Genomic DNA, 25913 nt, shown 5'->3' on the forward strand with positions numbered 1-25913 from the left:
CCCCGATCATCGGCGGTGCCGCGAGGTCAGCGGTAGTGACCCCCGGGCAGGAACTGGGCCGGGCGCAGGGCGCGGCTCGTGATCCGCACGTCGCCGATCCAGCCGTAGAAGCCCTGCCCGTACTTCAGGTCGAACGACGTGGCGCCGATCGTGAAGGGCAGGCCGAGCGTGGCGATGCCCTGCGCGGGCTGGGTGGGGTTACGCGCGATCTTGGAGCCGTTGATGTAGACGATCGAGCGCTTGCCGTCGTTGACGACCGCTAGGTGCTGCCAGACGCCGGTCGGCATGGCGTGGCTCCACGAGGTCGGGTTGTGGTCGCCGACCTCGGAGTAGAGCACGTACTGCAGGAACCGCTCACCCGAGACGTTGAGGCTGCAGGTGGGCTCGAGGTCCGACCAGCCGCTGTGCTTGCCCGCGTCGCCGGCCCGGCCCTCCCAGCTCAGAATGCCCATCCAGGCGTGGTCGCCCTCGAACGGCTCGGGCAGCTTGATGAACGCCTCGATGGTGTAGCCGCCGAGGAACTTGGCCGTCGTGATCGGGGCGCCGGCCGCGGTCTGCAGAATCGCGCCGCGGTCGGGGCCCTTGCCGCCGTCGAACTTCAGGCTGGCGTGGGCGGGCGCGCCGACGTGGTGCTCCTGGCTGAGGGTGAGCGTCTGGTCGGTGCTGTTCGCGAGACGCCGTACGGTCAAGTGGTTGCCCTTACCGCTCAGGTCCTTGACCGTGGCGCCGTCGGCCACCGACTGGCCCGCCGCGTCGAACCGCCAGTAGGCGGCGGTGTGCCGGTCGACCACCTGGGCGGCCGGACGCGGACCGGGCTTGGCCGGCGGGAAGCGCGCGTCGAAGTCGAACTCCAGGCTGAACCGGTCGACGTCGCTGGTCAGCTCGATCGTCTCGGCCTCGAGCGGAGTGCGCTTGGAGGGGTCGCGGGCCAGGAACCAGGGCGCGAAGGTCTCGACGTCGATGCGGTTGCGCACCAGGTCGAAGCGGTAGAGCCGGATCATGCCGGCGCCGCCGTAGTACCTGTCCTGGTAGTTGGTGATGTGCACGTGGACGTCGTGGCCGGCGTCGTTCTTCAGCACGGTGCGGCCGGGCGGCCAGTAGTGCCCGTTCAGCGTCAGGAAGATCTGGTCGTTGCCCTTGACGAGCTTGTCCCACATCCGCTGACCGTTGCCCGAGAGGTACGCCTGACCGGCGTCGTCCGCGTACGCGAGGTCGTGCGTCGTGACGATCGTCGGCGTCTTGGCGTGCTGGTTGATCAGGCCCTGCGCCCACTCGATGCCGCTGTCCGAGATGCGCCAGTCGAGGGCCAGAATCAGCCACTTCCGGCCGGCCGCCTCGATCAGGTGGGCGCTGTTGTAGCCGTCCTTCGAGGCGCCCAGGAAGGTCTTGGACTTGCTCTGCCGCTGAGGACCGAATTGCGACAGGTACGCGCTGGGGCCGCGCTGGTCGTCCTTCGAACCGTCGATGTCGTGGTTGCCGGCCAGCACGCTGTACGGCAGCTTGCCGTCGATCTTCGTGAAGGTCTGGCCGGCCAGCACGATCTCTGGCTCGGTGCCGTGCTCGGTGACGTCGCCCAGGTGGGTCAGGAAGGCGATGTTGTCCTCGGCGCGCTGCTCCAGCAGGTAGCCGAAGGTCTCACGCAGGGGCGCCGGGTCGGCGCTGTCGGCGTCGAACAGGTACTGGGTGTCGGGCAGGACAGCGATCGCGAAGCGCGGGCTGTCGTCGTCGAACCGGCCGCCCGAGGCCTGAGCGGGCGCCACACCGGCGGCGGCGGTCGTGACGAGTGTTGCGGCGGGCGCGGCGACGGCGGCCCTCAGAAGATTCCTTCGTTCCACGCAGCTCAATATCTCGGCCGCAGCGCAACATCAGGCGGCGTCGATGCAAAGCTTGCGTGATCTTCCGGGGCTCGCTTAGCCGCAGGGGGAATTCCAGACGTCGATGGCGGTGCGGCCGTGGTCGAAGCCGAGGATCGACAGCGTAGCGGTGCCCAGCTTGAGCCGCCCGCCGCCTTCGGCCGGCATCCCGACCCAGCGCGCCCCGACCACCCGCAGCGCGTGCCCGTGCCCGATCAGCGCCACGTCACCCTGCTCGAGCAGGGGCCGGACCTTTGCCAGTACGCGGTCGATGCGCTCGGAGATCTGGGCCGGGGTCTCGCCGCCGGGCGCCCCGTCGCGGAACAGCCACCAGTCCGGGTCGGTCTTGTGGATCTCGGCCGAGGTGATGCCCTCGTACTCGCCGTAGTTCCACTCCACCAGGTCGTCGGTCGTCTCGGTGACCTTGAGGCCGGCCAGCTCGGCGGTGCGCAGGGCGCGGTGGCGCGGGCTGGAGATGACGGCCACGAACTTGCGGTCCTTGACCCGGTCGGCGACGGCTCGCGCCTGGCGCTCGCCCTCCTCGGTCAGGTCGAGATCGGTGTACGAGGTGTGGCGGCCGTTGGCGCTCCACTCGGTCTGCCCGTGCCGGATCAGCACGATCTCGCCCATGGTGACTCCTTCGTCGCTTCGGTTCTTTGTACCCCGGCGCCCGCCGCGGGACACGAAAATGGCGGCCCCGCGTGTGCGGAGCCGCCATTTCCTTTTACTTGAGCAGATCTTCGAAATCGACTGTCAGAGCGAACGGGTCGGTCACCGTGGCGGCCTCGCGGCGGCCGACCTCGGTGGCGAGCTCGGCCGCGGCGCGGGTGATGCGCGACTGCAGGAAGCCCTCGGCCGAGTCGGCGCCCCAGTCGTCGCTGGCGGCGAAGACCGAGGTGGGAACGACAACGGCCCGCAGGTACGCGAACATCGGGCGCAGGGCGTGCTCGAGCGCCAGCGAGTGGCGGGCCGTCCCGGCCGTCGCGGCGATCAGCACCGGCTTGTCGACCAGCGCGTCCTTGTCGACGACGTCGAAGAACGACTTGAACAGACCGCTGTAGCTCGCCGTGAAGATCGGCGACACGGCGATGACGGCATCGGCGCCGGCCACCGCGTCCAGGGCTTCCTTGAGGGCGCCGGGCGGGAAGCCGGTGAGCATGTGGTTCATGATGTCGTGGGCCAGGTCCCGCAGCTCGATCGTCGTGACGACGAACTCGATCTCGCGGGCCTCGCCCGCCGCCGCGGTGGCGGCAGCGAGCTGGTCGGCGAGCAGGCGGGTCGACGACGGCTGGCTCAGGCCGGCCGAGACGACGACCAGGGTGCGCTGCTTCATGCGGCTACTTCTTCCTTGGCGGCCAGCTTCTTCGCGAGGAGCGAGGCGTGGGTGGGCGCGTCCGGCACGTGGGCCGGCTTGAGGGCGGCGAACTCCTTGCGGAGCACGGGCACGACCTCTTCGCCGAGCAGGTCGAGCTGCTCGAGGACCGTCTTGAGCGGCAGGCCGGCGTGGTCCATCAGGAACAGCTGGCGCTGGTAGTCGCCCACGTAGTCGCGGAAGCCGAGCGTGCGGTCGATGACCTGCTGCGGGCTGCCGACGGTGAGCGGCGTCTCGCGGGTGAAGTCCTCGAGCGACGGGCCGTGGCCGTAGACGGGCGCGTTGTCGAAGTACGGGCGGAACTGCTTGACCGCGTCCTGGCTGTTCTTGTTGATGAACACCTGGCCGCCGAGGCCGACGATGGCCTGGTCGGGGTCGCCGTGGCCGTAGTGGGCGAAGCGCTGCCGGTAGAGCTCGACCATCCGCTGGGTGTGCGAGGCCGGCCAGAAGATGTGGTTGGCGAAGAAGCCGTCGCCGTAGAACGCGGCCTGCTCGGCGATCTCGGGGCTGCGGATCGAGCCGTGCCACACGAATGGCGGCACCTCGTCGAGCGGGCGCGGCGTCGAGGTGAAGGACTGCAGCGGCGTACGGAACTTGCCCTGCCAGTCGACGACGTGCTCACGCCACAGCTTGTGCAGCAGCGCGTAGTTCTCGATCGCGAGCGGGATGCCGGCCCGGATGTCTTTGCCGAACCAGGGGTAGACCGGCCCGGTGTTGCCGCGGCCCATGGTCAGGTCGACGCGGCCGCCGGACAGGTGCTGCAGCATCGCGTAGTCCTCGGCGATCTTCACCGGGTCGTTGGTGGTGATCAGCGTGGTGGCCGTGCTGAGCAGCAGCTTGTCGGTCTGCGCGGCGATGTAGGCAAGCGTAGTGGTCGGCGAGGACGAGAAGAACGGCTCGTTGTGGTGCTCGCCGAGCGCGAAGACGTCGAGGCCGACCTCTTCCGCGTGCTTGGCGATGGTCACGATGTTCTTGATGCGCTCGGCCTCGGACGGCGTGTGCCCGGTGGTCGGGTCGGTGGTGATGTCGCTGACGCTGAAGATTCCGAACTGCATGACCGCTCCCTCTCCGCCGGGACTCGATGCATCCCGTTTACTGACCCGCACAACCACCCTGACGGCCGAACTATTTCAAAACTTAAGGAAGTGCGCTGCGGCGCGGGTCACATCTCCACCCACATGTGCGTTGCGTGAGGTTCTGGTCATCGGCTGTGATTGCTGCAACGGACTCTGGGGAGTACACGTGCAGATCCTGATCAAAATCATGGTCACGAGCATCGCGGGTGGCCTGACCTACTTCCTCACCAACGCGACCGACCAGCCGGAAATCTGGCAGCTGACGATATCGATCTTCGTGGCCGGGGTCGTGGTGATCGTCCAGTTCCTCATCGAGTCGTCCGAGCAGTCACGAAAACTGGTGCGAGCCATCGGCGACGACGGCTCGAGGGACGCCCAGAGCCTGGCCGAGAAGATCCAGGGCATCAGCGAGGCAGCCACGCACCTGGCTCGGGTCGAGCGCCTCCTCGGCCGCGACAGCGTCGTCCGCCTGGTCGAGTCGGTCGGGCGGATGGATCCCAAGGAGGAGTTCCTGCTGCGGTTCGCGCACCGTCAGCTGGACGGGCTCACGACACTGGTCGAGGGCCTGCGCTCCGGACGGGCCGACCACGAGGGCGAGAACCCCGATTGGCTGCTCGACCTCACCGACGCCGCGACGATCAGCATCGACGCGACGAGCATGACCTCGTTCGATACCACGCACAATTTCGTGGATGAGGGCGACTTCTGGTCGAGCGAACTGGGACTGCGGTATCTCGACCGGCAGCGGCAGGCGATCGAGCGCAACGTGCGTATTCGCCGACTCTTTCTGCTCACCGACGACGCCACCGATGCCGTACGGCTGAAGCGCCTGCTGGAACCGCACCGGAAGATCGATGTGGAGATCAAGGTGCTGCGGCACGACGACGTGCCCTTCCTCTATCGGAAGGATCTTGAGGACTTCATCCTCTTCGATCAGAAGGTAAGCTACGAACTTCAGACAGCAAGGGTGCTGCGGAGCGACGTGACCCCCTCGATCAACAATGTCGCTCTGGTGTCCAATCCCATCCTTACGGAAAAGCGTAAGAAGCGATTCGAGGATCTGTGGGCCGCCGCCCACGATCCCGAGGTCGTGGCTTCGGATGCTGATCACGTTGACTCGCCCCCGGTGGCGCGCTAGCGATCCGAAGGGCGATTCGACGGAGGAGGCCCCGTGAGCTATCCGCGTTCCATGATGTCACCGGTCAATGTGGCCGAACGCTCAGGGAACGGCGAGGTCGACTGGGACGCCTTCAATTCGGCTGCCTACTTCAGTCACAACTACGGCGAGCTGCGGGCGGACGACACCGCCATCATCGAGATCGTCGCCGACTTCTTCGACGGCAATCCACCCCCGTCGGACATGGGCCGGGCCATCGATGTCGGTTCGGGCGCGAATCTCTATCCGGCGATGGTCATGCTGCCGTACGCCTCCCAGGTCACCCTGGTCGAGCGGTCGTTCACCAACCGTGAGTGGCTGGCGGCCGAACTGGGTCTGCCACACCGGTCCTGGCAGCTGTTCTGGAAGGTCATCTCGGCCGGCCGGTCGGCCTACGCCCCGATCAAGGAGCCGATGGAGACCCTGCACGGGCGGGTCCGGGTCGAACGCGGCAACGTCTTCAGTCTGGCGCCGGAGAGGTACGACGTCGGCACCATGTTCTTCGTGGCGGAATCGATCACCACCCGGACCGACGAGTTCGAGCGGGCCACCCGGCTGTTCGTCAACGCGCTCCGGCGCAACGCGCCCTTCGCAGCCGCTTTCATGCGCCACTCGTTCGGTTACGACGTGGCCGGAAAGCACTTTCCCGCCTGCTCGATCAATGAGGACGACGTCAGCCGCGCCCTCGCACCGGTGGCGCGCAACGTGATGATCGAACGCGTGACGAGCGAGGGTCTGCGCCCGGGTTACGACGGCATGATCGTGGCCACGGGCCGCCGGAAATGACACGCGCGGCCGGAGGGAAAGCGTCCGAGGCGCGGGTGCGCACGACGGCTACGCTCAGAAAATGGTCTCCACGCGAGCGGATGTACTGGTCGTCGGCGCCGGCGTCATCGGCCTGACCACGGCCCTCCGGCTGGCCCGGCGCGGCCTCGACGTGATGATCTGGACTTCCCGCGAGACGACGGAGACCTGCTCGTTCGCGGCGGGGGCCATCTTCGATCCGTACATGGCCGAGCACAGGCAGCGCGACGAGTGGGCCGCGGCCACCCGGCGCGAATTCGAACGGTTGCACGACGAGGGTCACGCCTGGGCTCGACAACTCCACGGCGTCGAAGCGTCGCGTGTCCCGGCGTCGGCGCCGGCCTGGGCGCTCGACCTTCCTGACTATCGCGAATGCGGCCTCGGTGAACTGCCGCCCGGGTTCGTCTCCGGGTGGCGATACCGGTCGCTGCTCATCGAGATGCCGCCGTACCTCGCGTGGCTCGGTCACCAGCTCCGCGACCACGGCGTCGACACGAGGATACGGACGGTGGAATCGCTGAGGGCCGGATTCGCCGAGGCGGACATCGTGGTGAACTGCACCGGCATCGGCGCGCACCGCCTGGACCCGGGCGAGACGCAGATGCAGCCGATCCGAGGGCAGCTCGTCGTGCTGCCCAACCCGGGGATCGGCGAATTCTTCGTCGAGCATGTGCCCGACCCGTACCTCGGCGAGACCACCTATGTGCTCCCTCAGGGTGATCGCCTGCTGCTCGGCGGCAGCGCCGAGAAGGGGGTCTCGGCCGGGCAGCCGGATCCCGAAGTCAGCCGCCGGATCCTCGAACGCTGCCGCGCGGTGCTGCCGCAGCTCGCCGGCATCAGGCCGATCGGCGAACGGGTCGGCATCCGGCCGCACCGCGCGACGGTCCGGCTGGAGCACGAGGACTTCGGCGATCACCACGTCGTGCACAACTACGGGCATGGCGGCTCGGGCGTCAGCCTCTCGTGGGGCTGCGCCGACGCGGTGGCCGAGATCGTGGCCGACATCATCGAGAAGTCGCGGCCGGCCGCACTAGGTGACGACGTCCGGGCCGATGCGACGGCACCGGCCCGGACGCTCATGTGATCAGCGGCCCTGCAGGCGCTTCACGTTGTCGCCGAAGGTCCAGGCCTTCGAGCCGTCCCAGTTGATCGACCAGGTCATCAGGCCCTTGATGCCGGGGACGCTGTTGTAGGCCTGGGTGACCAGCGCGGGCGTCATGTAGCCGCCGCCGGCGCCCGGCTGCGCCGGGAGGCCCGGCACCTGCTTGTCGTACGGGATGCGGATCGTGGTGCCCTGGATCGTCAGGCCGTTGTTCAGGCACTGGGTCTGGACGGTGAAGCCCTGGACCGTGCCGGCGCCGTACGAGTCACCGCTGCAGCCGTACATCGAGCCGTTGTAGTACTGCATGTTGAGCCACCACAGGCGGCCGTTGTCCAGGTACTTCTTGATGATCGGCAGGTACGAGCCCCAGATCGAGCCGTACGTGACGCTGCCGCCGGTGACGTACGCCGTCTCGGGCGCCATGGTCAGGCCGAAGTTGGACGGCATGGCGGCCAGCACGCCGTCGATGATCCGGATCAGGTTGGCCTGCGAGGTCGACAGCTGGTTGATGTTACCGCTGCCGGTCAGGCCGGTCTCGATGTCGATGTCGATGCCGTCGAAGTTGTACTGGCGCAGGATCGGCACGATCGTCGACACGAACCGGTCGGCCACAGCGGCCGAGCTGAGGTCGACGCCGGCCGTGGCGCCGCCGATCGACATCAGAATGGTCGCGCCCTGGGCCTTGGCCGCGCAGATCTCGGCCGCGGTGGGCACCTTGACGCCCGCGTCCATGCCGTTCTCCCACAGCACCGTGCCGTCGGAGCGGATCACCGGGAAGGCCGCCATCAGCACGTTGTACCCGTGCTGGGTGATCCGGCTGTCGTTGATCGGGATCCAGCCCATTCCGGGGTGGACGCCGTTGGACGCGCCGTCCCAGTTCTCCCAGTAGCCCTGCAGCACCTTGCCGGCCGGCTTGCCGCGGGTCGCGCAGCCGACGGGCGGCGGGGTCGTGGTGGGCGGCGGAGTCGTCGGAGGCCGGGTGGTGGGCGGAGGAGTGCTCGGCGGCGGAGTCGTGGTGGGCGGCGGGGTGGTCGGGCCGCCGGTGCACGCGCCGAGGTCGCGCCACAGGGTCGGGGTGGCGGCCGGGTTCCAGCCCGTGCCCGCGTACGCGGTGTGGGTGACCAGCGCCTGGTAGAGGTGGGCGTTGTACGTGACCTGCTGGCCCGCGGTGTAGGTCGGGCCCTCGCGCCAGACCGTGCCCGAGCAGGCCACCGCGGCGGACGCGACACCCCCGCCCGTCACCGCGACGGCGAACCCGCCGGCGGCCACTCCCAGCGCTGCGGCCAGCGCCAACAATCGATGACGGACACCCATGGCGACTCCCTAGATGCGTACGGGATCTGCGTTACGCACATCATGGAGTTCACATGTGTGAATATCAAGGGTTCTTAACAGTCAGGGCCAGATCGAGGTAGGCGGCGTACGGTTCCAGGGCTTTCGCGGCGGCGTCGCGATCACGCTGGCTGAAGCTGGTCAATGGCTCGACGGTCACGGTGACGCCCTTGCGAGTGAGCGTGCGGGTCCACGTCGCGCGCACGCGGCCGGCCTCGACCAGCGTGGAGCGGAAGACGCCGTTGCCGCCGGGGACGACCGCCTCGAAGTCGTCGGTCATGAGCGAGCGGTCTTTGTAGCCCAGCATGTACTCGTCGAAGCCGGGCAGGGCCAGCCACTCCCCCGGGCCCAGGTCTGGCGCGTCGGCCGCCATGATCATTTCCGCGCCGTCGACCTCCACCGTGGTCAGCGCGTCGCCGGCCCCGGCGATGCCGGCCCGGCAGTCGGTCATGGTCAGGCCCGTCCAGCCGGCGAAGTCCTTGCGGGTCGCCGGGCCGTGGCTGCGGAAATAGCGCAGCGCGATGAGGGCCAGCGCCTCTTCGCGCGACGGGCGGCGGGGCGCCGGAACCCACTCGTCGAGCAGCACGAACGTCTGCTCCTTGCCGACATGGGGAGCTATGGCCGTGACGCCGCGCTGTGACGCGTACCAGAGAAGGTGATAACCCCGCTGGCCGGCGACCTCGACACCGCCGTCGACCATCGCGGTCATGCACTCGGCCCGGGTGAACCGCTTGCCGCCGGCGAGCGCTTCACCCAGCACGTCGACCGCCCGGTCGACCGTCGCTTCGTCGAGCCCGAGCGTCTCGCGGCGCTTGGCGGCCCCGCTCAGGGCGCGCACGCCCATGAGCTCGAGCATCCAATGCGCGTCGACCGCGGGGACGAAGTGGACGGTGCCGCGCATCGGCCACGTGCGCAGCACAGACCGGTCTTCGATGGCCTCGTTGATTTTGGCCAGCGTGACGCCGGGCAGGCGGCAGCCGAACGACCAAAGGGCGCTGTTCACATCCTGCGCCTGCATGGCACCGAACCACTCGACGATGCCGGCGACATCGCCGGGAGCGTTGCCGCGCAGCAACAGGCTGGTCATCCGGAGCCCGAGGGCCGTCGTCACCGATTTTTGGAGCAGAGCCATGACGACGACCCTAGAGCCCGGGTCCGACAAAAATCAGCGGCCGCGCTGCGACCGGTACAGCTTGATCAGCGCGTTGGTCGACGAGTCGTCGTCCGCCTCGGGCGCCGACGAGTCGGTCAGCTTGGGCGCGAGCTGGTTGGCCATGACCTTGCCCAGCTCTACACCCCACTGGTCGAACGAGTTGATCTGCCAGATCGTGCCCTGGGTGAACGTGATGTGCTCGTACAAAGCGATCAGCTGGCCCAGCACGGCCGGGGTCAGCGACTCGGCGATGATCGTGGTCGTCGGGTGGTTGCCCTGCATGACCCGGTGCGGAGCAATCTCGGGCGCCGTGCCCTCGGCGAGCACCTGGTCGAGCGTACGGCCGAAAGCAAGCGCACCCGTCTGCGCGAAGAAGTTCGACATGAACAGGTCGTGCATCTCGCCGATGTCGTGGTTGGGCTTGCTGAACCCGATGAAGTCGGCCGGGATCATCTTGGTGCCCTGGTGGATCAGCTGGTAGAACGCGTGCTGGCCGTTGGTGCCGGGCTCGCCCCAGAAGACCTCGCCGGTCTGGAACGTGGCCGGGGAGCCGTCGAGGCGTACGGACTTGCCGTTGCTCTCCATCGTCAGCTGCTGCAGGTACGCGGCGAAGCGGTGCAGGTATTGCGAGTACGGCAGGATCGCGTGCGACTGGGCGCCGAGGAACGTGTCGTACCAGACGTTGAGCAGGCCGAGCAGGGCCGGCACGTTCGACTCGAGCGGCTGGGTGCGGAAGTGCTCGTCGACGGCGTGGTAGCCGGCGAGCATGTCGGCGAACTGCTCCTTGCCGATCGCGATCATGACGGACAGGCCGACCGCGCTGGGCAGCGAGTAACGGCCGCCCACCCAGTCCCAGAAGCCGAACATGTTGGCGGTGTCGATGCCGAAGTCGGACACCCGCTGGGCGTTGGTGCTGACCGCCACGAAGTGCTTGGCCACCGCCGCCTGGTCGCCGCCGAGGCCCTTGAGCAGCCAGTTGCGCGCCTCGGTGGCGTTGGTGAGCGTCTCCTGCGTACCGAAGGTCTTGGAGACGACGACGAACAGCGTGGACGCCGGGTCGAGGTCGTGCGTCTTCTCGTACAGGTCGGTCGGGTCGATGTTCGAGATGAAGCGGCACTCGATCTCGGGCGTCTTGAAGGCCTTCAGAGCCTCGTACGCCATTACGGGGCCCAGGTCGGAGCCGCCGATCCCGATGTTGACCACGGTCTTGATCCGCGAACCGGTGTGGCCGACCCACTCGCCCGAGCGCACCTTGTCGCTGAAGGCGCCCATGCGGTCGAGCACCTCGTGCACCTCGGCCACCACGTCCTGCCCGTCGACCACCAGCTGGGCGTCGCGGGGCAGGCGCAGGGCGGTGTGCAGAACCGCGCGGTCCTCGGTGACGTTGATTCGCTCGCCGGCGAACATCGCGGCCGTCCGCTCGCGCAGCTTGGCCTTCTCGGCCAGCGCCAGCAGAGCGCTCAGCACTTCGTCGGTGACCAGATTCTTGCTGTAGTCGACGGTGAGATCGGCGACCCGCGCGGTCAGGCGCTCGCCGCGGCTCGGGTCGCTGCCGAACAGGTCGCGCAGGTGCACGGCCGCGAACTTCTCGGCCTGGCTCTGCAGCGTCTGCCACTCGGTGCTGTCGGAAACGTGATCGCTCATTTTTCCAGTCTCTTCCTCGAACCCGGACTCTCGGCCTAATCCTGGCACGAATCGTGTCAGGTCACCGGCGACGCCGTGGAGATCACTAGGCGAACGACGCGTTCCATTGCGGGCATCACCTTCTCGGGATCCTCCCCCGCCGTCTGCAGCGCCACACGGAAACACGCGATCCCGACCTGACTCGCCAGCAGAGCCAGCTCGGGGTCGGCGCCGCGAGCCAGCAGAACCCGCTCGAGCGCCTCGGCGATGCGCTGCATCTTGCGGGCGGCCCGATCTTGCAGCTCCGGCACGGCGGCGATCAATTGCTGGCGTACGGGAAACAAGGCCTTGTCGCCGATAACGACGTCACGCATTCCATGCGTCAAGCCCCACAGCTGCAGCAGCGCACCGGCCAGGTCGCGCGGGGCCGGCCCCGTTATGTCAGCTGCGGAGAACTCGTCGACCAGGCGCTGCTCGTCGGCGAACAGCACCTCTTGCTTGTCGCCGAAGTAGCGGAAGAACGTCGTACGGCCGACCTGCGCGCGGGCGGCGATGTCGGTCACGGACACCTGGGCGAAGCCGCGCTCGGCGAACAGCGCGAACGCCGCCTCGACGATCTGCTCGCGGGCTTGCTGTTGCTTCAGTTCGCGCAGGGTCACGCTTCTCACCCTATCGGAGTGGTACTGAGTACGTTACGGTACTGAGTACCAGTTAGTACTCAGTACCGTCACTTCGAAGGAGAAGCCATGCCGACGATCCTCATGAACGGCGCCAGCCGCGGCATCGGGCTGCACGCTGCTGAACGCATGCTCGACAGCGATCCCACGCTGCGGCTGATCGTGATGGCCCGCGGCGAGCAACCGCCCCTGCCGCGCACGAGCATGCTGCGGGCCGATCTGACCTCGCTCGACAGCTTGCGCAAGGCGGCGGCGCAGATAAGTGAGCCGGTCGACGGGTACGTGGGCAACGCCGGCATCCAGATGACCAACGCGACGACACCGACGGCGGACGGCTTCGAGACGACGTTCGCGGTCAACGTGCTCGCCCACTTCCTGCTGCTGCGGCTCGTGCCGTTGGCCGAAGGTGCACGCGTGGTGGTGACGGGAAGCGACGCTCACTTCGGCGACTTCCGGCACAACCTCGGGCTGGTTCCGGCGCCCCGGTGGACCGACCCGGACAGGCTGGCCCGGCCCAACCCGGCGCGCAGCGGGCGGGGTGCGTACGCGGACAGCAAGCTGGGTGTGCTTTACCTGGTGCACGCGCTCGCCCGGCGCGGGGTCAACGCGTACACGTGGAACCCGTCTTTCACCCCGGGCACGGGCCTGGTGCGGGCCGACCGGATCGGCAACGTGCTCTTCCGACGGGTGTTCCCGCTCATCCCCGGCGTCAACACCGCCCAACGAGCCGGCGCCCAGCTGGCCGCCGCCGCTGTGGGGCCGCTGGCGGCGCCTTCGGGCAGCTACATCGACCGTTCCAGCGTCGTCCCGTCGTCGCCCGAGTCGTACGACGAGGCGCGCGAGGAGGAGTTGTGGGCCGCAGCCGAGCGATTGACCGCGTGAGAGTGGCTGTTTGTGTTCGTTCGCTGAGCGTTCGCTCATCCGTCGGGCGTTCGCTCATCGGCTGAGCGCTTGTTGGTCACTTTGCACGCTCGCTCATGGTTGGACGCCGTTCTGCCCGTCCACTGAGCGATTGGCGCCGACGAGGTGGCGCGAATCTGTTCGTAGGTGCGCGTTCGCTCAACCCCGCGCAGGGGTTCGCTCACTTTCGTGCTCGCTCAACCGCTGCGCGACCGCTCAGCTGCTGACGGTTCGCTCGATCACTGCACGTTGGGCCGGCCACCCCGCGATCGCTCAGTCGCTGCACGTTCGGCCATCGACTGCGCGTTCGGCCATGTGCTGAGCGTTAGCAACCACCGTGCGTTCGCTCAACTGCTGGGATAGTCGCCCGCCTACCGCGCGGTCCGCTCAATCACTGCGCGTCGGCCGGCTCCCCCGTGATCGTTCAGCAGCTGCGCGCTTGGCCATCGGCTGCGCGTTTGGCTGTTGGCTGTGCATTCGCGCGGACGTTAGGTGTTGGGCTCATAGAGGGTGCACAGGGTTGGCACAGAGGGGGCGTAGGGGCGGGGCCGAACGTTGCGGCATGACGACGTTGATGGAACGGCCTGCGGCTGGGGCCCGGGCACGGCATGAGGCGCCGCGCGTACGTAGGGAACCTAAGTGGCCGATTGTGGCGCTCTTGGTTGGGGCGGCGGTTCTTTATCTGTGGGACCTGAGCGCGTCGGGCTGGGGGAACAACTTTTATGCGGCGGCGGCCCAGGCGGGGGCGCAGAGCTGGAAGGCCTGGCTGTTCGGGTCGCTCGATGCGGGTAACGCCATCACCGTCGACAAACCGCCGGCTGCGTTGTGGGTGATGGGGCTGTCGGCGCGCATTTTCGGCGTCAACAGTTGGGCGATCCTGGCTCCGCAGGCGCTCATGGGGGTGGCGAGTGTCTGGTTCCTGTACGCGGCGGTCAAGCGCTGGTTCGGTACGACGGCGGGGCTGGTTGCGGGGGCGGCGCTCGCGCTGACACCCGTGGCGGTGCTGATGTTCCGCTACGACAACCCGGACGCGCTGCTCGTGCTGCTTATGACGGCGGGCGCGTACACGACCGTACGAGCGGTCGAGAAGGCTTCTTGGAAGTGGCTCGCGCTGACCGGGGTGCTGCTCGGCTTCGGGTTCCTGGCGAAGATGATGCAGGCATTCCTGGTGCTGCCCGGGTTCGCGCTTGTCTATCTGGTCGCGGCGCCGACCGGACTGGGCAAGCGGATCCGGGACCTGCTGGTGGCCGGGCTCGCGCTGGTCGTGTCGGCCGGGTGGTACGTGGCGCTGGTGTCGCTGTGGCCGGCGTCGTCACGGCCGTACATCGCTGGATCGACCAACAACACACTGTGGGAGCTGGCGCTCGGGTACAACGGGCTGGGGCGGATCCTGGGCGGCTCCGGCAACGGAGGCGGGGGCGGTGGCGGTGGGGGCGGTGGGAACACCGGGTTCGGCGGGGCGACCGGCATCGGGCGGCTGTTCGGATCGTCCATGGGCCTGGAGATCTCGTGGCTGCTGCCCGCGGCGCTGATCGCGCTGGTCGCGGTGCTGGCCGCTACTTGGAGGACTCCGCGTACCGACCGCACCCGGGCCGCGATGGTGATGTGGGGCGGCTGGGTGCTGGTCACCGGGCTCACGTTCTCGTTCATGAGCGGCACGATCCACCCGTACTACACGGTGGCCCTCGCCCCGGGCATCGCCGCGCTGGTAGGCATCTGCGGCCGGGTGCTGTGGCAGCGCCGCGACCAGTTCTGGGGTCGCGCGCTGCTGGCGGCGATGATCGCGGCGACCGCGGTGTGGGGCTGGGTGCTGCTCGGCCGCACCGACTGGCTGCCGGCCCTGCGGTGGGTCTCGCTCGCCCTCGGCGTGACGCTGGCGCTGTTCCTGCTGGTGCTCGCCCTCCGGTGGCGGCGGCTCGCGGTGGTGGCACTGGCCGCAGCCATCCTCTCGGCCGGCGCCGGCAGCGCCGCCTACGCCGCGGCAACAGTGACGGTCCCGCACACCGGCTCGATCCCCTCTTCCGGCCCGTCCGGCGTCTCCACCGGCGGAATGGGCGGCGGTATGGGCGGCCGAGGCTTCAACCGCGACGGCGGGCAGGGCGGACCGCCCTCGCTCGACAACGAAAACCAGGCCGCCTCCGGAACAGGTTCGTCCTCATCAACCGGCTCCGGTACGGGGGCTACCGGCTCCGACTCGGTTACTTCCGACTCTGACTCGACGGATAGCACCTCGGGCGCGGCCGGCGCGGGCTCGGGCGCGGCCGGCTCGGGGTCGGTCGGCTCGGGGTCGGTCGGCTCGGGGTCGGCCGCCTCCGATTCCGGCTCGGGCGGCGCGACCAATATCGGCTCGGGCGGCACGGCCGGCGCGGCGGACACAGGTTCGGGATCGGCTGGCTCGGGTTCGAGCGCCGGCACTGACGCTACGACCGGCAGCGGCGAGGCGGGATCGCCGGCCGGCGACGGGGCGTCGGCGGGCGAACCGCCGAGCGGAGGCGGCGGCATGGGTGGTGGCACGAGCGCCAACAGCGAGCTGACCGCGCTGCTCAAGGCCAGCACGACGAAGTGGTCCGCGGCCATCAGCGGTGCGACTTCAGCGGCCGACCTCGAGCTGGCCAGTGGAACTTCGGTGATCGCTCTGGGCGGCTGGAACGGCAGCGACCCCTCCCCCACCCTCGCGCAGTTCCAGGCCTACGTGGCCGCCGGCCAGGTCCACTACTACATCTCGGGCGGCGGCATGGGCGGCGGTGGCGGAGCGGGCGGTGAGTCCACTCAGGCCAGTCAGATCGCCAGCTGGGTAGCCGACCACTACACAGCCACGACAGTAGGCAGCACCACCGTCTACGACCTGACCCAAACAGCCGGCTGACACAACGAATACGGAGCCCCGCGTCCCGCCAGACGCGGGGCTCCGCCGGGCATCCCCTCTTTGCGATCGCTCAAACCCTCAACCACCGCTACCACCCAACCGAGCGACCCAAGCGCCAACGAACGCCTTGGCCGCTCGATGAGCTAGCCGCGGCCATTGTTGAGTGGTGCCGACGGCAGAGCAGACGGTTCTTGTGCGGTGTGGTCACTGGCCACGGTTTGCGCAAGTGACCTCGTACGCAGTAATTAGGGCTTCCTAGGAGGCTAGCTAGCAGGTCGGCATTAGCTCGCGGCGGTGAGGCTGGGGAGGCCTGTTTCGAGAAGGCGGGTGGCTTCGGCGGATGGCAGCGGGCGGGACAGGAAATAGCCCTGGCCGTAGTCGCAGGTCATCTCGCGCAGGACGGCGACCTGTGCCGCATTCTCGACGCCTTCGGCCACCGTTTTCATGCCGAAACGCTGGCCGAGGCGGACGATTGTGCGGACCAGCGTCTCGTCCTCGGCGTCGCCGCTGCCGAGGCGGTCGACGAAGGAGCGGTCGATCTTCAGGACGTCCATGGGGAAGCGGCGCAGGTAGGCCAACGACGAATACCCCGTACCGAAATCGTCCATGGCCAGCATGACGCCGAGCGCCTTCAGGCTGACGATTCGGGCTAGGTTCTCGTCGGTGTCGGTGAGCAGCACGCTCTCGGTCATCTCGAGGCACAGCTGGTCGGCCGGCATGCCCGTCTCGGCGAGCACCTCCGCCACCGTCAGAGCCAGGTCGCCGGCCTCGAACTGGCGCACCGAGACGTTGACCGCCATCTTGAGCGGGCGGCCCCAGGCCACCGCCTGGCGGCACGCCTCGGCCAGCACCCAGCGGCCCAGCGGCACGATCAGGCCGGTCGACTCGGCCACGCCGATGAAGTCGAGCGGGGGCACCATGCCGCGGGTCGGGTGGTTCCAGCGCACCAGGGCCTCGAAGCCGACGATCTCGCCCGAGGTCAGGTCGACCGTCGGCTGGTAGTGCAGCACCAGCTCGTCACGTTCGAGCGCCAAGCGCAAATCGTCGGCCAGCGACAGCCGTTGCATGAGCGCGTCGTGCATCTTCGGGTGGTAGGCCGCGTACACGCCGCCGCCCGCCTCCTTCGCGCGGTACATGGCCAGGTCGGCGTTGCGCTGGAGTTGTTCGATGTCGCTCGCGTCGGCGGCCGAGGCCATGCCGATGCCGGCGCCCACGTGCAACACCCGGCCGTCGACGTCGAACGGCTCGTCCAGGTGCTCGAGGATGCGGGCGGCCAGCGCCTCCGCGTCCGTGCGGGCGTCGGGCGAGGCCACGATCACGGCGAACTCGTCGCCGCCGAGGCGGGCCACGGTGTGCGGCGGCGGCACCGCGTGCAGCAGCCGGGCCGCGACCTGCACCAGCAGCTGGTCGCCGGCCGCGTGCCCGAGGCTGTCGTTGACCTCTTTGAAGCCGTCCAGGTCGAGGAACAGCACCGCCACGTGCTCGCGGCACTCCTGCTCGGCGACCGCGGTGGCCAGCCGCTCGCGGAACAGCGCGCGGTTCTCCAGCCCGGTCAGCGCGTCGTGGTACGCGTCGTGGCGCAGCTGGTCCTGCAGCTCGCGGGCCTCGCTCACGTCCTTGGTGTTGAAGACCAGGCCGTGGATGTACGGGTCCTCGAGCTTGTTGGTGATGATCATCTCGGACAGGCGGCGGCTGCCGTCCTGGTGCGGCAGCCGCACCTCGATGGTGACCGTGCCGCCGGGCCGGCCGACGACGTCGTCGATCGCCGCCTGAATGCTCGCGGCGGCCTTACTTCCGACCACGTCGACGAGGCGCTTGCCGACGAGCGTCGTCAGCGGGAAGCCGAAGATGCGCTCGACCGACGAGCTCTGGTAGCGGACGGTCGAGTCGGCTTCGAGGATGGCCAGCGACTCGGAGCTCTGCTCGACGAGCGCGCGGAAGTGCTGCTCGCGGTTGGCCAGTTCGGCCGTGCGGCCGGTGACCCTGTCCTCGAGCTTGCGCGCCAGCTGGTGGTTGTCGCGCGCCAGCAGCACACCGCGCAACACGATGAGCAGGATGCACAGGAACCGGCACCAGGTGCCGACGCGGGTCGGGTGACCGCCCTGAGCCATCCACAGCCCGCCGACGACAAGAGTCAGGACCACTACGGCGTACGGAAGAACGACGCCCACCGACCAGCGGCCCGCACCGGCCTGGGTATCCGGCGTGTAGGTGGCGAGAGAACTGCGCACGGCCCGTACGGTGGCCAGCAGGATCAGCCCGAGGCCGGCGCACCACCCGGCGCCGGCCAGCGAGAGCCCCGTGCCGCCGCCGGCCGCGAACCGGAGTGCGGCGCTGTCGGCAACCGCCATCGTGAACAGCCCGGCGCAGACGGGGGTGAGCGCTCGCGAACCCGGATAGTGCGCGCTCCACCGCGACAGGGCGGAAAGCGCGACCGTGGCCAGCAGGACGTCGGCCACCGGGCGCACGATGGCGTCGGCCACCCCGGCGGCCAGGGCCGGCAAAATCACCACGTTGTACGAGACCACGAACAGCGAGAAGCCGACGAGCAGCGCGTCGATGGCGGTGCGGACCCGGGTCAGGCGGCTGCTGCCCTTGGGCGACGGGATGGCGAACAGGCAGAGCGTCGCCAGGCCGACCAGCGCGAGACGACCGGGGCTGGACAGGCTGGCCATGATGCCCACGCCGAGAGCGATCCACGCCAGCCGTACGGCGCCCGAACGCCTTCGCGAGACGACGACGCAAGCCGTCGCGAGCGCGGTGGTGACCAGGACGATCAGCACCGCGATGACCGCCGGCGGCGCCGTGAGGCCCAGCACGACGGCCGAGAACAGAATGAGCACGGGAAGCGTGGCGCCGGACGTCATCAAGTCCCCTCCCCCTCGCCCATGCCTTCAGGATCGGAACCGGCCGGCATTAGTTGAGAAAATGACTGCGGCGGCCCTCCCGAGGGGAAGGCCGCCGCAGCGGAAGAAGTCAGTTCACTTCTTCTTCTTGTTCTTCTTGTCCTTTTTCTTGTCCTTCTTGGACTTCTTCGCCATGGTGGACCTCCCATCAACGTCGTCGTCGGCGCCGCCATCGGCGCCTCGCGTTAACGATAGGGAAATTCAATCCGTCGGGAAGCCCAACGCAGATGAACAAGATGTGTCACAAGCCACGAACATGATCGTGGGAAACTCTTGAAACTCCCGTTCAGCCCAGCTTGACCTTGAAGATCGGGTCGGCCGCCAGCTTCTTGAACGCGGCCAGCGCCGTGGCGGTGCTGTCGATGCTGATGTCGCGGTCGCCCTCGTCGTCCTTCTTGGTGTCGAAGTAAACGATCGCCTTGATGGCGGAACGCTTGGCCAGCTCGGGCAGGACGCTGTTGTAGACCGGGGCCTTGTCGGCGATCTTGCCGACGCGGTGGTAGGCGCCCCACTCGGCGACCATGATCGGCTTGGCGGCGTGCTTGGTGACGGCCCAGTCGTACCAGTTGGTGCCGCCGCCGGTCGGCGCGCGGTCGAGCAGGTCGTTGAACTTGCCGTAGTGGTAGTAGCCGGCCTCGGCGCTCACGTACGAGTCCAGACCCATCCAGTCGACGACGTCGTCACCGGGGTACAGGTCCTTCCACCAGCTCTGCGCCATCCACTTCTCGTTGCCCATGTAGGCCATGACGTTGACGACGTTGGTGACGCCCTGGGCCTTCAGGCGCAGGATCGTGTGGCGGTACATCGCGGCGAAGTCCTTGGCCTCCATGCCGGAGCCGGCCTTGGCCACCACGTCGTTCTCGGGCTCGTGGTTGAGGACGAGGAAGAACTTCTTGCCGTACGCCTTGGCCCGCGCGGCGAACGCGTCGATGCGCTTGTCCTGCTGGCCCTGGGCGACCTTGGCCCACGTCGAGCCGTACGCGATCTTCCAGTTCGTCAGCAGCACGCGGGGGCTGGCGGTCTCGGAGGTCATCGCGATCTCGGACTTGGTCGGGAAGATTTCGTCGCCCTTGTGGTACGTGTGGAAGATGGTCGAGGTGCGGCCGCTGAGCTTCTCCCAGTCGCGCAGAGCCTGGTCACGCGGGGCGTCGGTGAAACCGCCGGCCGCCGCGCCCCACAGGACGCCGCAGCTCGGCACAAGCTTCGCGTCGGTGACGCAGTTGCCGTTGTTCACGGGCTTCGCGGGCGCCGAGGGCACGGGCGGCGACACGTCGCCCTGCGTGGTGACCTCGAGGACCGGGGCGCCGCTGGTGGCCTCGGCCGAGTTGAAGCGGACGGCCGCGCCGGTCGAGGACAGGGCGAACGCGTACGTGCCGGGGCCCTTGACGACCTTGCCGAGGTCCACGCTGAGGGTCGCGCCGGGGACGGCCGACATCAGCACGGAGCCGAGGGCCGGGGCGTTGGCGGCGGTCAGCTTGCCCTCGGTCCAGGTGGTGTTGGCGACCTGGCGGACGGCGACCGTGCTGGGCGTCGAGGCCTGGGTGGTGAGCGTGAGGCGGGCGCCGGCGACCTTGGTGCCGGCCGGGACGGCGAACTTGAGGAACGAGGTCTTGGTCTCCTTGCCGGAGACGCCGGCGACCAGCTTGTTCTCGGCGCCGAAGACCACGCCGGTGCGGGCGCTCGAGACGTACGCGTCGTCGCCGGCCGTGATCTTCAGGGTCGTCGCGGCGGCGGCGTCCGCCGGGCTCGCGGCGGTGACGCCGGCGGCACCGGCGAGAACCGCGGTCAGGACCGAGTACTTCTTCAGCTTCGAACGACGCACTTTGCACTCCCCCGCTCTGTCCGGCCGTTGTCGGCCGGGCATGAGAAGAGATTGCGGGTGGTTCGGTGCGCGTCCAGTGCCCGTGCTGGTGCGGTCAGGTTGCGGCCGTACTTTTCCTCAAGTCTTGCTTTTCGGTGCTTGCGGCAGGTAGCCAGGGACCATGGAACTGATCATCGACGGGCACAACGACCTGCCCATGCAGCTGCGTGGGCGCTTCGGCTATCGCGTGGACGGGCTCGACGAGCCGCGCCCCGAGCTGCAGACGGACATTCCGCGGCTGCGGGCGGGCCGGGTCGGCGGGCAGTTCTGGTCGGTGTACGTGCCGGGTGACCTGGGCGAGCCCGAGGCCGTCGTGGCGACCATGGAGCAGATCGACGCCGTCTACCGGATGGCCGCCGCCTACCCGGACGACTTCGCCATCGCGTACAGCGCCGACCACGTCGAGCAGGCGATGGCGGCCGGCCAGATCGCCTCCCTGATCGGGATCGAGGGCGGGCACAGCCTGGCCACCTCGCTCGGCGTGCTGCGGTCGTTCGCCCGGCTGGGCGTCCGCTACGTGACTTTGACCCACAACGAGAACCTGTCGTGGGCCGATTCCGCCGCGCGCGAGCCGCAGGTGGGGGGTCTCAACGACGAAGGGCGTGCGGTCGTACGCGAGATGCAGCGCATAGGCGTGCTGGTCGACCTGTCCCACGTGGCTCCGGTGACGATGCACGCCGCGCTCGACACAGCGTTCGCTCCGGTGATCTTCAGCCATTCCGGCGTACGGGCGTTGCACGATCACCCTCGCAACGTGCCCGACGACGTGCTGACCCGGCTGCGCGACAACGGCGGGGTGATCCAGCTGACGTTTGTCGCGCCGTTCCTGTCGGCCGAGTACCGGGCCTGGTGGGCCGCCGCCGACGCGGAATGGCAGCGCCTCGGACCGGCCCCGCGCCCCGCCGACTGGCCGCGGGCGCCCCGCCCCGGCGAAGACCCGGCGGCAATGCCGGAGTGGCCCGGACCGGACCGCCTGGTCGAGCCGGAGTTCGCGTCGTGGCTGGCCGCCAACCCCCGCCCGCCGGTGACGGTGGCCCAGGTGGCCGATCACGTGGAGCACGCCCGCGACGTGGCCGGCCTCGATCACGTCGGTCTGGGCGGCGACTACGACGGCACGGTCGACCTGCCCGACGGGATGGGTGACGTGTCGAGCTATCCGCTGCTGCTGACCGAGCTTTCCGGCCGCGGCTGGTCGGAGCAGGAGCTGGGCAAGCTGGCCGGCGGGAACATTTTGCGGGTGCTGCGCGAGTCGGAACGCCTGGCCGAGGAGCCGCTCTGGCCCCTCACTCCCGCCCGCTAGGTTTTCACCGCCCGCTGGGATTTCGCCCGCCCGCTGGGGTTTCGCCCGCCCGCTGGGGTTTCGCCCGCCCGCTGGGGTTTCGCCCGCCCGCTGGGGTTTCGCCCGCCCGTCAGGCGAGACCGGCGTCGTGGACGAGGATCGCCACCTGGACGCGGTTGTTGAGCTCGAGCTTGATCAGCAGGCGCGAGACGTGCGCCTTCACGGTGGCGATGGACATGTGCAGCTCGGCCGCGATCTCGGCGTTCGAGCTGCCCCGGGCCAGGCCGAAAGCCACGTCGCGTTCGCGCTCGCTGAGCTGGTCGAGCCGCTGGGCGGCCCGGCTGCGCGAGGGCGGGGCCGGGGCGGCCACGTGCGCGATCAACTGACGGGTGACGGTGGGCGAGAGCATGGCCTCGCCCGCCGCGACCCGGCGCACGGCCCGCAGGATCTCGGCCGGGGGCGTGTCTTTGAGCAGGAAGCCGCTGGCCCCGGCCCGCAGCGCGCGCAGCACGTACTCGTCGGCGTCGAACGTCGTCAGCACGATGACCTCGGGCGCGCCGGGCCGGCTGCGCAGGGTCTCGGTGGCGGCCAGCCCGTCGACGCGGGGCATGCGGATGTCCATGAGCACGACATCGGGCTGGTGCTGGGACACCGCGCCCGGCACCTCAGCCCCGTCGGTCGCCTCGCCGACGACGGCCACATCGGGCGCGGCCGACAGGATCATGCCGAGGCCGGCCCGCACCAGGGCGTCGTCGTCGACCAGCAACACCCGCACGGGCTCGCTCACGCCGCCTCCCGCCCGCTCACGCCGCTGCCCCCACACGCCCGCTCACGCCGCTGCGCCCACCCGCTCACGCCGCCGCCTCCACCCGTTCGGATGCCGGCTCGGCCTCGCGCGGCCACGGCAGCCAGGCGGTCAGCGCGAACTCGTTCTGCGGGGTGCGGCCGTGGCTGAGGCGGCCGCCGGCCAGCGTCGCCCGCTCGGTCAGGCCGACCAGACCGGTGCCGGTGCCCGGGATCGCGGCGGACGGGCCACCGATCGGCCACGGGTTACTCACCTGGATCACCAGGCCGTCACCGGCCGAGCCGGCCACGTCGACCCGGACCACCGTGCCGGGGGCGTGCTTGCGGGCGTTGGTCAGGCCCTCTTGCACGATGCGGTAGGCCGTGCGGCCGGTGCCGGCGGGAACGGCGGCCGGCTCGATGCGGACGTCGAGGCTGACCTTCACCCCGGCCGAGCGCGATTCCTCGGCCAGCGCGGGCAGCGCACCCAGCGTGGGCTGCGGCGGCTCGGGTTCGCCGTCCGGCCGGTCGGCGCGCAGCACGCCGATCACCTCGCGCAGGTCTTGCAGGGCCTGGTGGGCGCTGGCCCGGATGACCCCGGCCGCCTTGCTGACCTCATCGGGTGTGGCGTCCGGTTTGATCTCGAGCGCGCCCGCGTGCAGGCTCAGCAGCGAGATGCGGTGGGCCAGCACGTCGTGCATCTCGCGGGCGATGCGGGTGCGCTCGACCGAACGGGCCTGCGCCACGCGCAGCTGCTGCTCGGACTCGGCCCGCTCGGCCCGGTCGCGCAGCGAGAGCACGAGCTGCCGCCGCGAGCGGATCACCATGCCCCACAGGCTGACGATGATGACGAAGGCGGCCCCCCAGCCCACCGTCTGGCCGTAGGGCCGCCCGTCCTCGGGGCGCAACAGCGGGAAGATCGCATTGGTCACGAGCCCGGCCGCCGCGAATACCGCCAGCACCCCGAACCGGCGGTGCACGGCCACGGTGAACAGCACGATCAGACACAGCGGGCCGGCCGACACGGCGAAGACCGAGACGACGGCGGCGAAGACGGCGAGCGGGATCAGCAGCCGGCCCCGGCGCCACCACAGCCCGGCGCCCAGCACGGTGCCGACCGCGAAGTCGAGCCAGACCAGCCACAGAGCCGAGCCCTCCCACTCGGGCACGACGCTGACGTTGGCACTGTTGAGATCCCAGGTGGCGAGCACGCAGAAGCCGTAGCCGATGACGAAGCACAGCGCATCGATGATCCAGTCGCGCGTGCTGCGCCGGGTGGCCTGCGTTTCGAACGCCGCCGGGAGCAACCAGCGGTATTCGGGCTTCACCTTTCTCACGCCGCCGACTCTACGGCCGGTCGGCGAGGCCGGATACCTACCAAAGTCGGTGGTCGGGCCCGACCAAGGTTCTGGCCGGCCGACCTCCGGCCGACGCGCCCCACCGGTCGCTCCCGGCACGCTGAGAAGCATGATCACGGTCGAACGACTCACGAAAAGGTACGGCGGCCACCCCGCGGTCGACGACGTGTCCTTCACCTGCGAGCCCGGCACGGTGACCGGATTCCTCGGGCCCAACGGCGCCGGCAAGTCCACCACCATGCGGATGATCTGCGGGCTCACCCCGCCCACGTCCGGCTCGGCGACCGTCGGAAGCACCCCCTACCGCCGGCTGGGCAACCCCGGGCGCCACGTCGGTGTGCTGCTCGACGCGTCGGCCCAGCACTCCGGCCGTACGGGACGGGAAGTTCTGTCCCTGGCCGCCATCACCATGGGCATCGACAAGCGCGAGGTGCCCAAGGCCCTCGACCGGGTGGGGCTCAACGCGACAGCGGGCAAGCGCCGCGTCCGCGCCTACTCCCTGGGCATGCGGCAGCGGCTCGGCCTGGCCCTGGCCCTGCTGGGCGACCCGGCCGTGCTGATCCTGGACGAGCCGGCCAACGGGCTCGACCCCGAGGGCATCTACTGGATGCGCGGCCTGCTGCGCGACTTCGCCGACCGCGGCGGCACGGTGCTGCTCTCGTCCCACCTGCTGCGCGAGGTCGAGGCGGTGGCCGACCGGCTGGTCGTGATCGGCGCCGGGAAGATCGTCGCGCAGGGTGACAAGGCGGAGCTGCTGGCTCAGAGCGGAACGCTGGTGCGCGCGGCCGATCCCGCCGCGCTCGCGATGGTGCTCGAACGCGCGGGCCTGACCGGCACCAGGACGACCGACGGGGGCGTCGTGGTGCCGACCGGTTCCGAGGTGATCGGCCGGGCCGCCGCCGACGCCGGGCTCGTCCTGCTCGAACTGCGCCCGGCCGGGTCCGGCGGCCTCGAGCAGATGTTCCTCACCCTGACCGCCGGCGATTCCGTCAAGGAGGCCGTCCGATGACCGCCGTTCTCACCGAGACCCAAGTTCCTTCCGTACGCTCGGAGAGCAGCCGCCCCGTGCCGCTGACCCGGCTGACCCTGGTCGAATTGCGGAAGCTGGCCGACACCCGGGCCGGGCTCTGGCTGCTGATCGTCATCGGCCTGGCCACCGTCGGCACCTCGGCGATCATGCTGGGCTGGGCGCCCGACGCCGAGCAGACCTTCGAGGGCTTCTTCGGCTTCGGCCTGCTCCCCTCGGCCGTGCTGCTGCCTGTGCTCGGCATCCTCTCGATGACCGCCGAGTGGTCGCAGCGGACCGCGCTCACCACCTTCACCCTGGTGCCGGCCCGGGAAAGGGTGATCGCGGCCAAGCTGGCGGCCGGCGTCATCATCGCGATCGCCTCGACGGTTGCGACGCTGGCTCTCGCCGCGGCGGCCAACCTGCTGGGCGGGGCGCTCGGCGCCGACGCCGGCTGGGACATCGCGGGCTCGCTGATCTGGCAGGGGCTGGCCATGCAGGTCTTGTACGTGCTGATGGGGCTGGGCTTCGGCGCGCTGCTGCTGAACTCGCCGCTGGCCATCGTGGGGTTCTTCGCGCTGCCGATGGTGTGGACCATCCTCGGCTCGACGATCAAGGCGCTGGCCACGGCCTCGGAGTGGATCGACATCAACACCACGACCACCGCCATGGGCGAGGCGAACATGACGGGCGGCGAGTGGGCGCGGGTCGGCGTCTCGGCCGCCATCTGGGTGCTGGTGCCGCTGGTGCTGGGCATCTGGCGGGTGCTGCGGCGCGAGGTCTCGTAGGCACGGGGGTACCGTCGG

At 69.4% G+C, this 25913-nt stretch carries 20 protein-coding genes; 8 read left to right on the forward strand and 12 right to left on the reverse strand.

Annotated features, from left to right (window positions below; translation table 11 throughout):
- Positions 1-26 precede the first annotated feature (26 nt).
- The 4 genes from OWR29_RS41670 to OWR29_RS41685 all read right to left on the reverse strand — a co-directional run bounded on the left by OWR29_RS41670 (position 27) and on the right by OWR29_RS41685 (position 4280).
- Positions 27-1835, reverse strand: coding sequence for a LamG-like jellyroll fold domain-containing protein (locus OWR29_RS41670; protein ID WP_267569128.1), 1809 nt, complete (start codon positions 1833-1835; stop codon positions 27-29).
- Positions 1836-1910: 75 nt separating this feature from the next.
- Positions 1911-2483, reverse strand: a complete 573-nt coding sequence (locus tag OWR29_RS41675) for a histidine phosphatase family protein (RefSeq protein ID WP_267569129.1) — start codon at positions 2481-2483, stop codon at positions 1911-1913.
- A 94-nt stretch (positions 2484-2577) separates the two neighbouring features.
- Complete coding sequence (locus OWR29_RS41680; protein WP_267569130.1) at positions 2578-3186, reverse strand: FMN reductase; 609 nt, start codon at positions 3184-3186, stop codon at positions 2578-2580.
- Positions 3183-4280 carry an LLM class flavin-dependent oxidoreductase gene (locus OWR29_RS41685; RefSeq protein ID WP_267569131.1) on the reverse strand — a complete coding sequence of 366 codons (1098 nt, stop codon included), beginning with the start codon at positions 4278-4280 and terminating at the stop codon, positions 3183-3185. The genes OWR29_RS41680 and OWR29_RS41685 overlap by 4 nt, the downstream gene beginning before the upstream one ends.
- Here OWR29_RS41685 and OWR29_RS41690 point away from each other — a divergent pair.
- From OWR29_RS41690 to OWR29_RS41700, 3 genes are all read left to right on the forward strand, one after another.
- Positions 4243-5439: a phospholipase D-like domain-containing protein gene (locus OWR29_RS41690; protein WP_267569132.1), complete on the forward strand. Its 1197-nt coding sequence runs from the start codon at positions 4243-4245 to the stop codon at positions 5437-5439. The two genes, OWR29_RS41685 and OWR29_RS41690, sit on opposite strands and share 38 nt — an antisense overlap.
- A 33-nt stretch (positions 5440-5472) precedes the next feature.
- Entirely contained in the window at positions 5473-6243 is a 771-nt protein-coding gene (locus OWR29_RS41695; protein ID WP_267569133.1) for an SCO2525 family SAM-dependent methyltransferase, read from the forward strand.
- Positions 6244-6304: 61 nt separating this feature from the next.
- Entirely contained in the window at positions 6305-7345 is a 1041-nt protein-coding gene (locus tag OWR29_RS41700) for an FAD-dependent oxidoreductase (protein WP_267569134.1), read from the forward strand.
- Here the strand turns inward: OWR29_RS41700 and OWR29_RS41705 are convergent, their stop codons facing one another.
- From OWR29_RS41705 to OWR29_RS41720, 4 genes are all read right to left on the reverse strand, one after another.
- Positions 7346-8677: a carbohydrate-binding protein gene (locus OWR29_RS41705; protein WP_267569135.1), complete on the reverse strand. Its 1332-nt coding sequence runs from the start codon at positions 8675-8677 to the stop codon at positions 7346-7348. It abuts the gene before it with no gap.
- A 64-nt stretch (positions 8678-8741) separates the two neighbouring features.
- Complete coding sequence (locus OWR29_RS41710) at positions 8742-9827, reverse strand: winged helix DNA-binding domain-containing protein (RefSeq protein ID WP_267569136.1); 1086 nt, start codon at positions 9825-9827, stop codon at positions 8742-8744.
- Between the two features lie 33 nt (positions 9828-9860).
- Positions 9861-11492, reverse strand: a complete 1632-nt coding sequence (gene pgi, locus OWR29_RS41715; RefSeq protein WP_267569137.1) for a glucose-6-phosphate isomerase — start codon at positions 11490-11492, stop codon at positions 9861-9863.
- Between the two features lie 56 nt (positions 11493-11548).
- Positions 11549-12130 (reverse strand): TetR/AcrR family transcriptional regulator, encoded by a 582-nt coding sequence (locus tag OWR29_RS41720; protein ID WP_267569138.1) that lies wholly within the window; start codon positions 12128-12130, stop codon positions 11549-11551.
- Between the two features lie 87 nt (positions 12131-12217).
- Between OWR29_RS41720 and OWR29_RS41725 the strand changes: the two genes are divergently transcribed.
- Both OWR29_RS41725 and OWR29_RS41730 read left to right on the forward strand, forming a co-directional pair.
- A complete protein-coding gene (locus OWR29_RS41725; protein WP_267569139.1) occupies positions 12218-13030 on the forward strand; it encodes an SDR family NAD(P)-dependent oxidoreductase in 813 nt (270 codons plus the stop codon).
- Between the two features lie 667 nt (positions 13031-13697).
- The gene (locus OWR29_RS41730) at positions 13698-15914 is read left to right on the forward strand and encodes an ArnT family glycosyltransferase (protein WP_267569140.1); all 2217 of its coding nucleotides are present in this window, start codon (positions 13698-13700) and stop codon (positions 15912-15914) included.
- 281 nt (positions 15915-16195) lie between these two features.
- Here OWR29_RS41730 and OWR29_RS41735 read toward each other — a convergent pair whose 3' ends face one another.
- Both OWR29_RS41735 and OWR29_RS41740 read right to left on the reverse strand, forming a co-directional pair.
- The gene (locus OWR29_RS41735) at positions 16196-18781 is read right to left on the reverse strand and encodes a putative bifunctional diguanylate cyclase/phosphodiesterase (protein ID WP_267569141.1); all 2586 of its coding nucleotides are present in this window, start codon (positions 18779-18781) and stop codon (positions 16196-16198) included.
- A 325-nt stretch (positions 18782-19106) separates the two neighbouring features.
- Entirely contained in the window at positions 19107-20642 is a 1536-nt protein-coding gene (locus OWR29_RS41740) for a CBM96 family carbohydrate-binding protein (RefSeq protein ID WP_267569142.1), read from the reverse strand.
- A gap of 160 nt (positions 20643-20802) precedes the next feature.
- Here OWR29_RS41740 and OWR29_RS41745 point away from each other — a divergent pair, with 160 nt between their 5' ends.
- Entirely contained in the window at positions 20803-21981 is a 1179-nt protein-coding gene (locus OWR29_RS41745) for a dipeptidase (RefSeq protein ID WP_267569143.1), read from the forward strand.
- A gap of 109 nt (positions 21982-22090) precedes the next feature.
- Here OWR29_RS41745 and OWR29_RS41750 read toward each other — a convergent pair whose 3' ends face one another.
- Positions 22091-22747 carry a response regulator gene (locus OWR29_RS41750; protein WP_438872719.1) on the reverse strand — a complete coding sequence of 219 codons (657 nt, stop codon included), beginning with the start codon at positions 22745-22747 and terminating at the stop codon, positions 22091-22093.
- Positions 22748-22811: 64 nt separating this feature from the next.
- Positions 22812-24080 carry a sensor histidine kinase gene (locus tag OWR29_RS41755; protein WP_267569145.1) on the reverse strand — a complete coding sequence of 423 codons (1269 nt, stop codon included), beginning with the start codon at positions 24078-24080 and terminating at the stop codon, positions 22812-22814.
- A gap of 130 nt (positions 24081-24210) precedes the next feature.
- Here OWR29_RS41755 and OWR29_RS41760 point away from each other — a divergent pair, with 130 nt between their 5' ends.
- Positions 24211-25110, forward strand: coding sequence for an ABC transporter ATP-binding protein (locus tag OWR29_RS41760; RefSeq protein ID WP_267569146.1), 900 nt, complete (start codon positions 24211-24213; stop codon positions 25108-25110).
- Complete coding sequence (locus tag OWR29_RS41765; protein ID WP_267569147.1) at positions 25107-25895, forward strand: ABC transporter permease; 789 nt, start codon at positions 25107-25109, stop codon at positions 25893-25895. The genes OWR29_RS41760 and OWR29_RS41765 overlap by 4 nt, the downstream gene beginning before the upstream one ends.
- The last annotated feature ends 18 nt before the right edge of the window (positions 25896-25913 follow it).

The sequence above is a fragment of the Paractinoplanes pyxinae genome (assembly GCF_026626335.1).
GTDB classification, from domain to species: domain Bacteria; phylum Actinomycetota; class Actinomycetes; order Mycobacteriales; family Micromonosporaceae; genus Actinoplanes; species Actinoplanes pyxinae.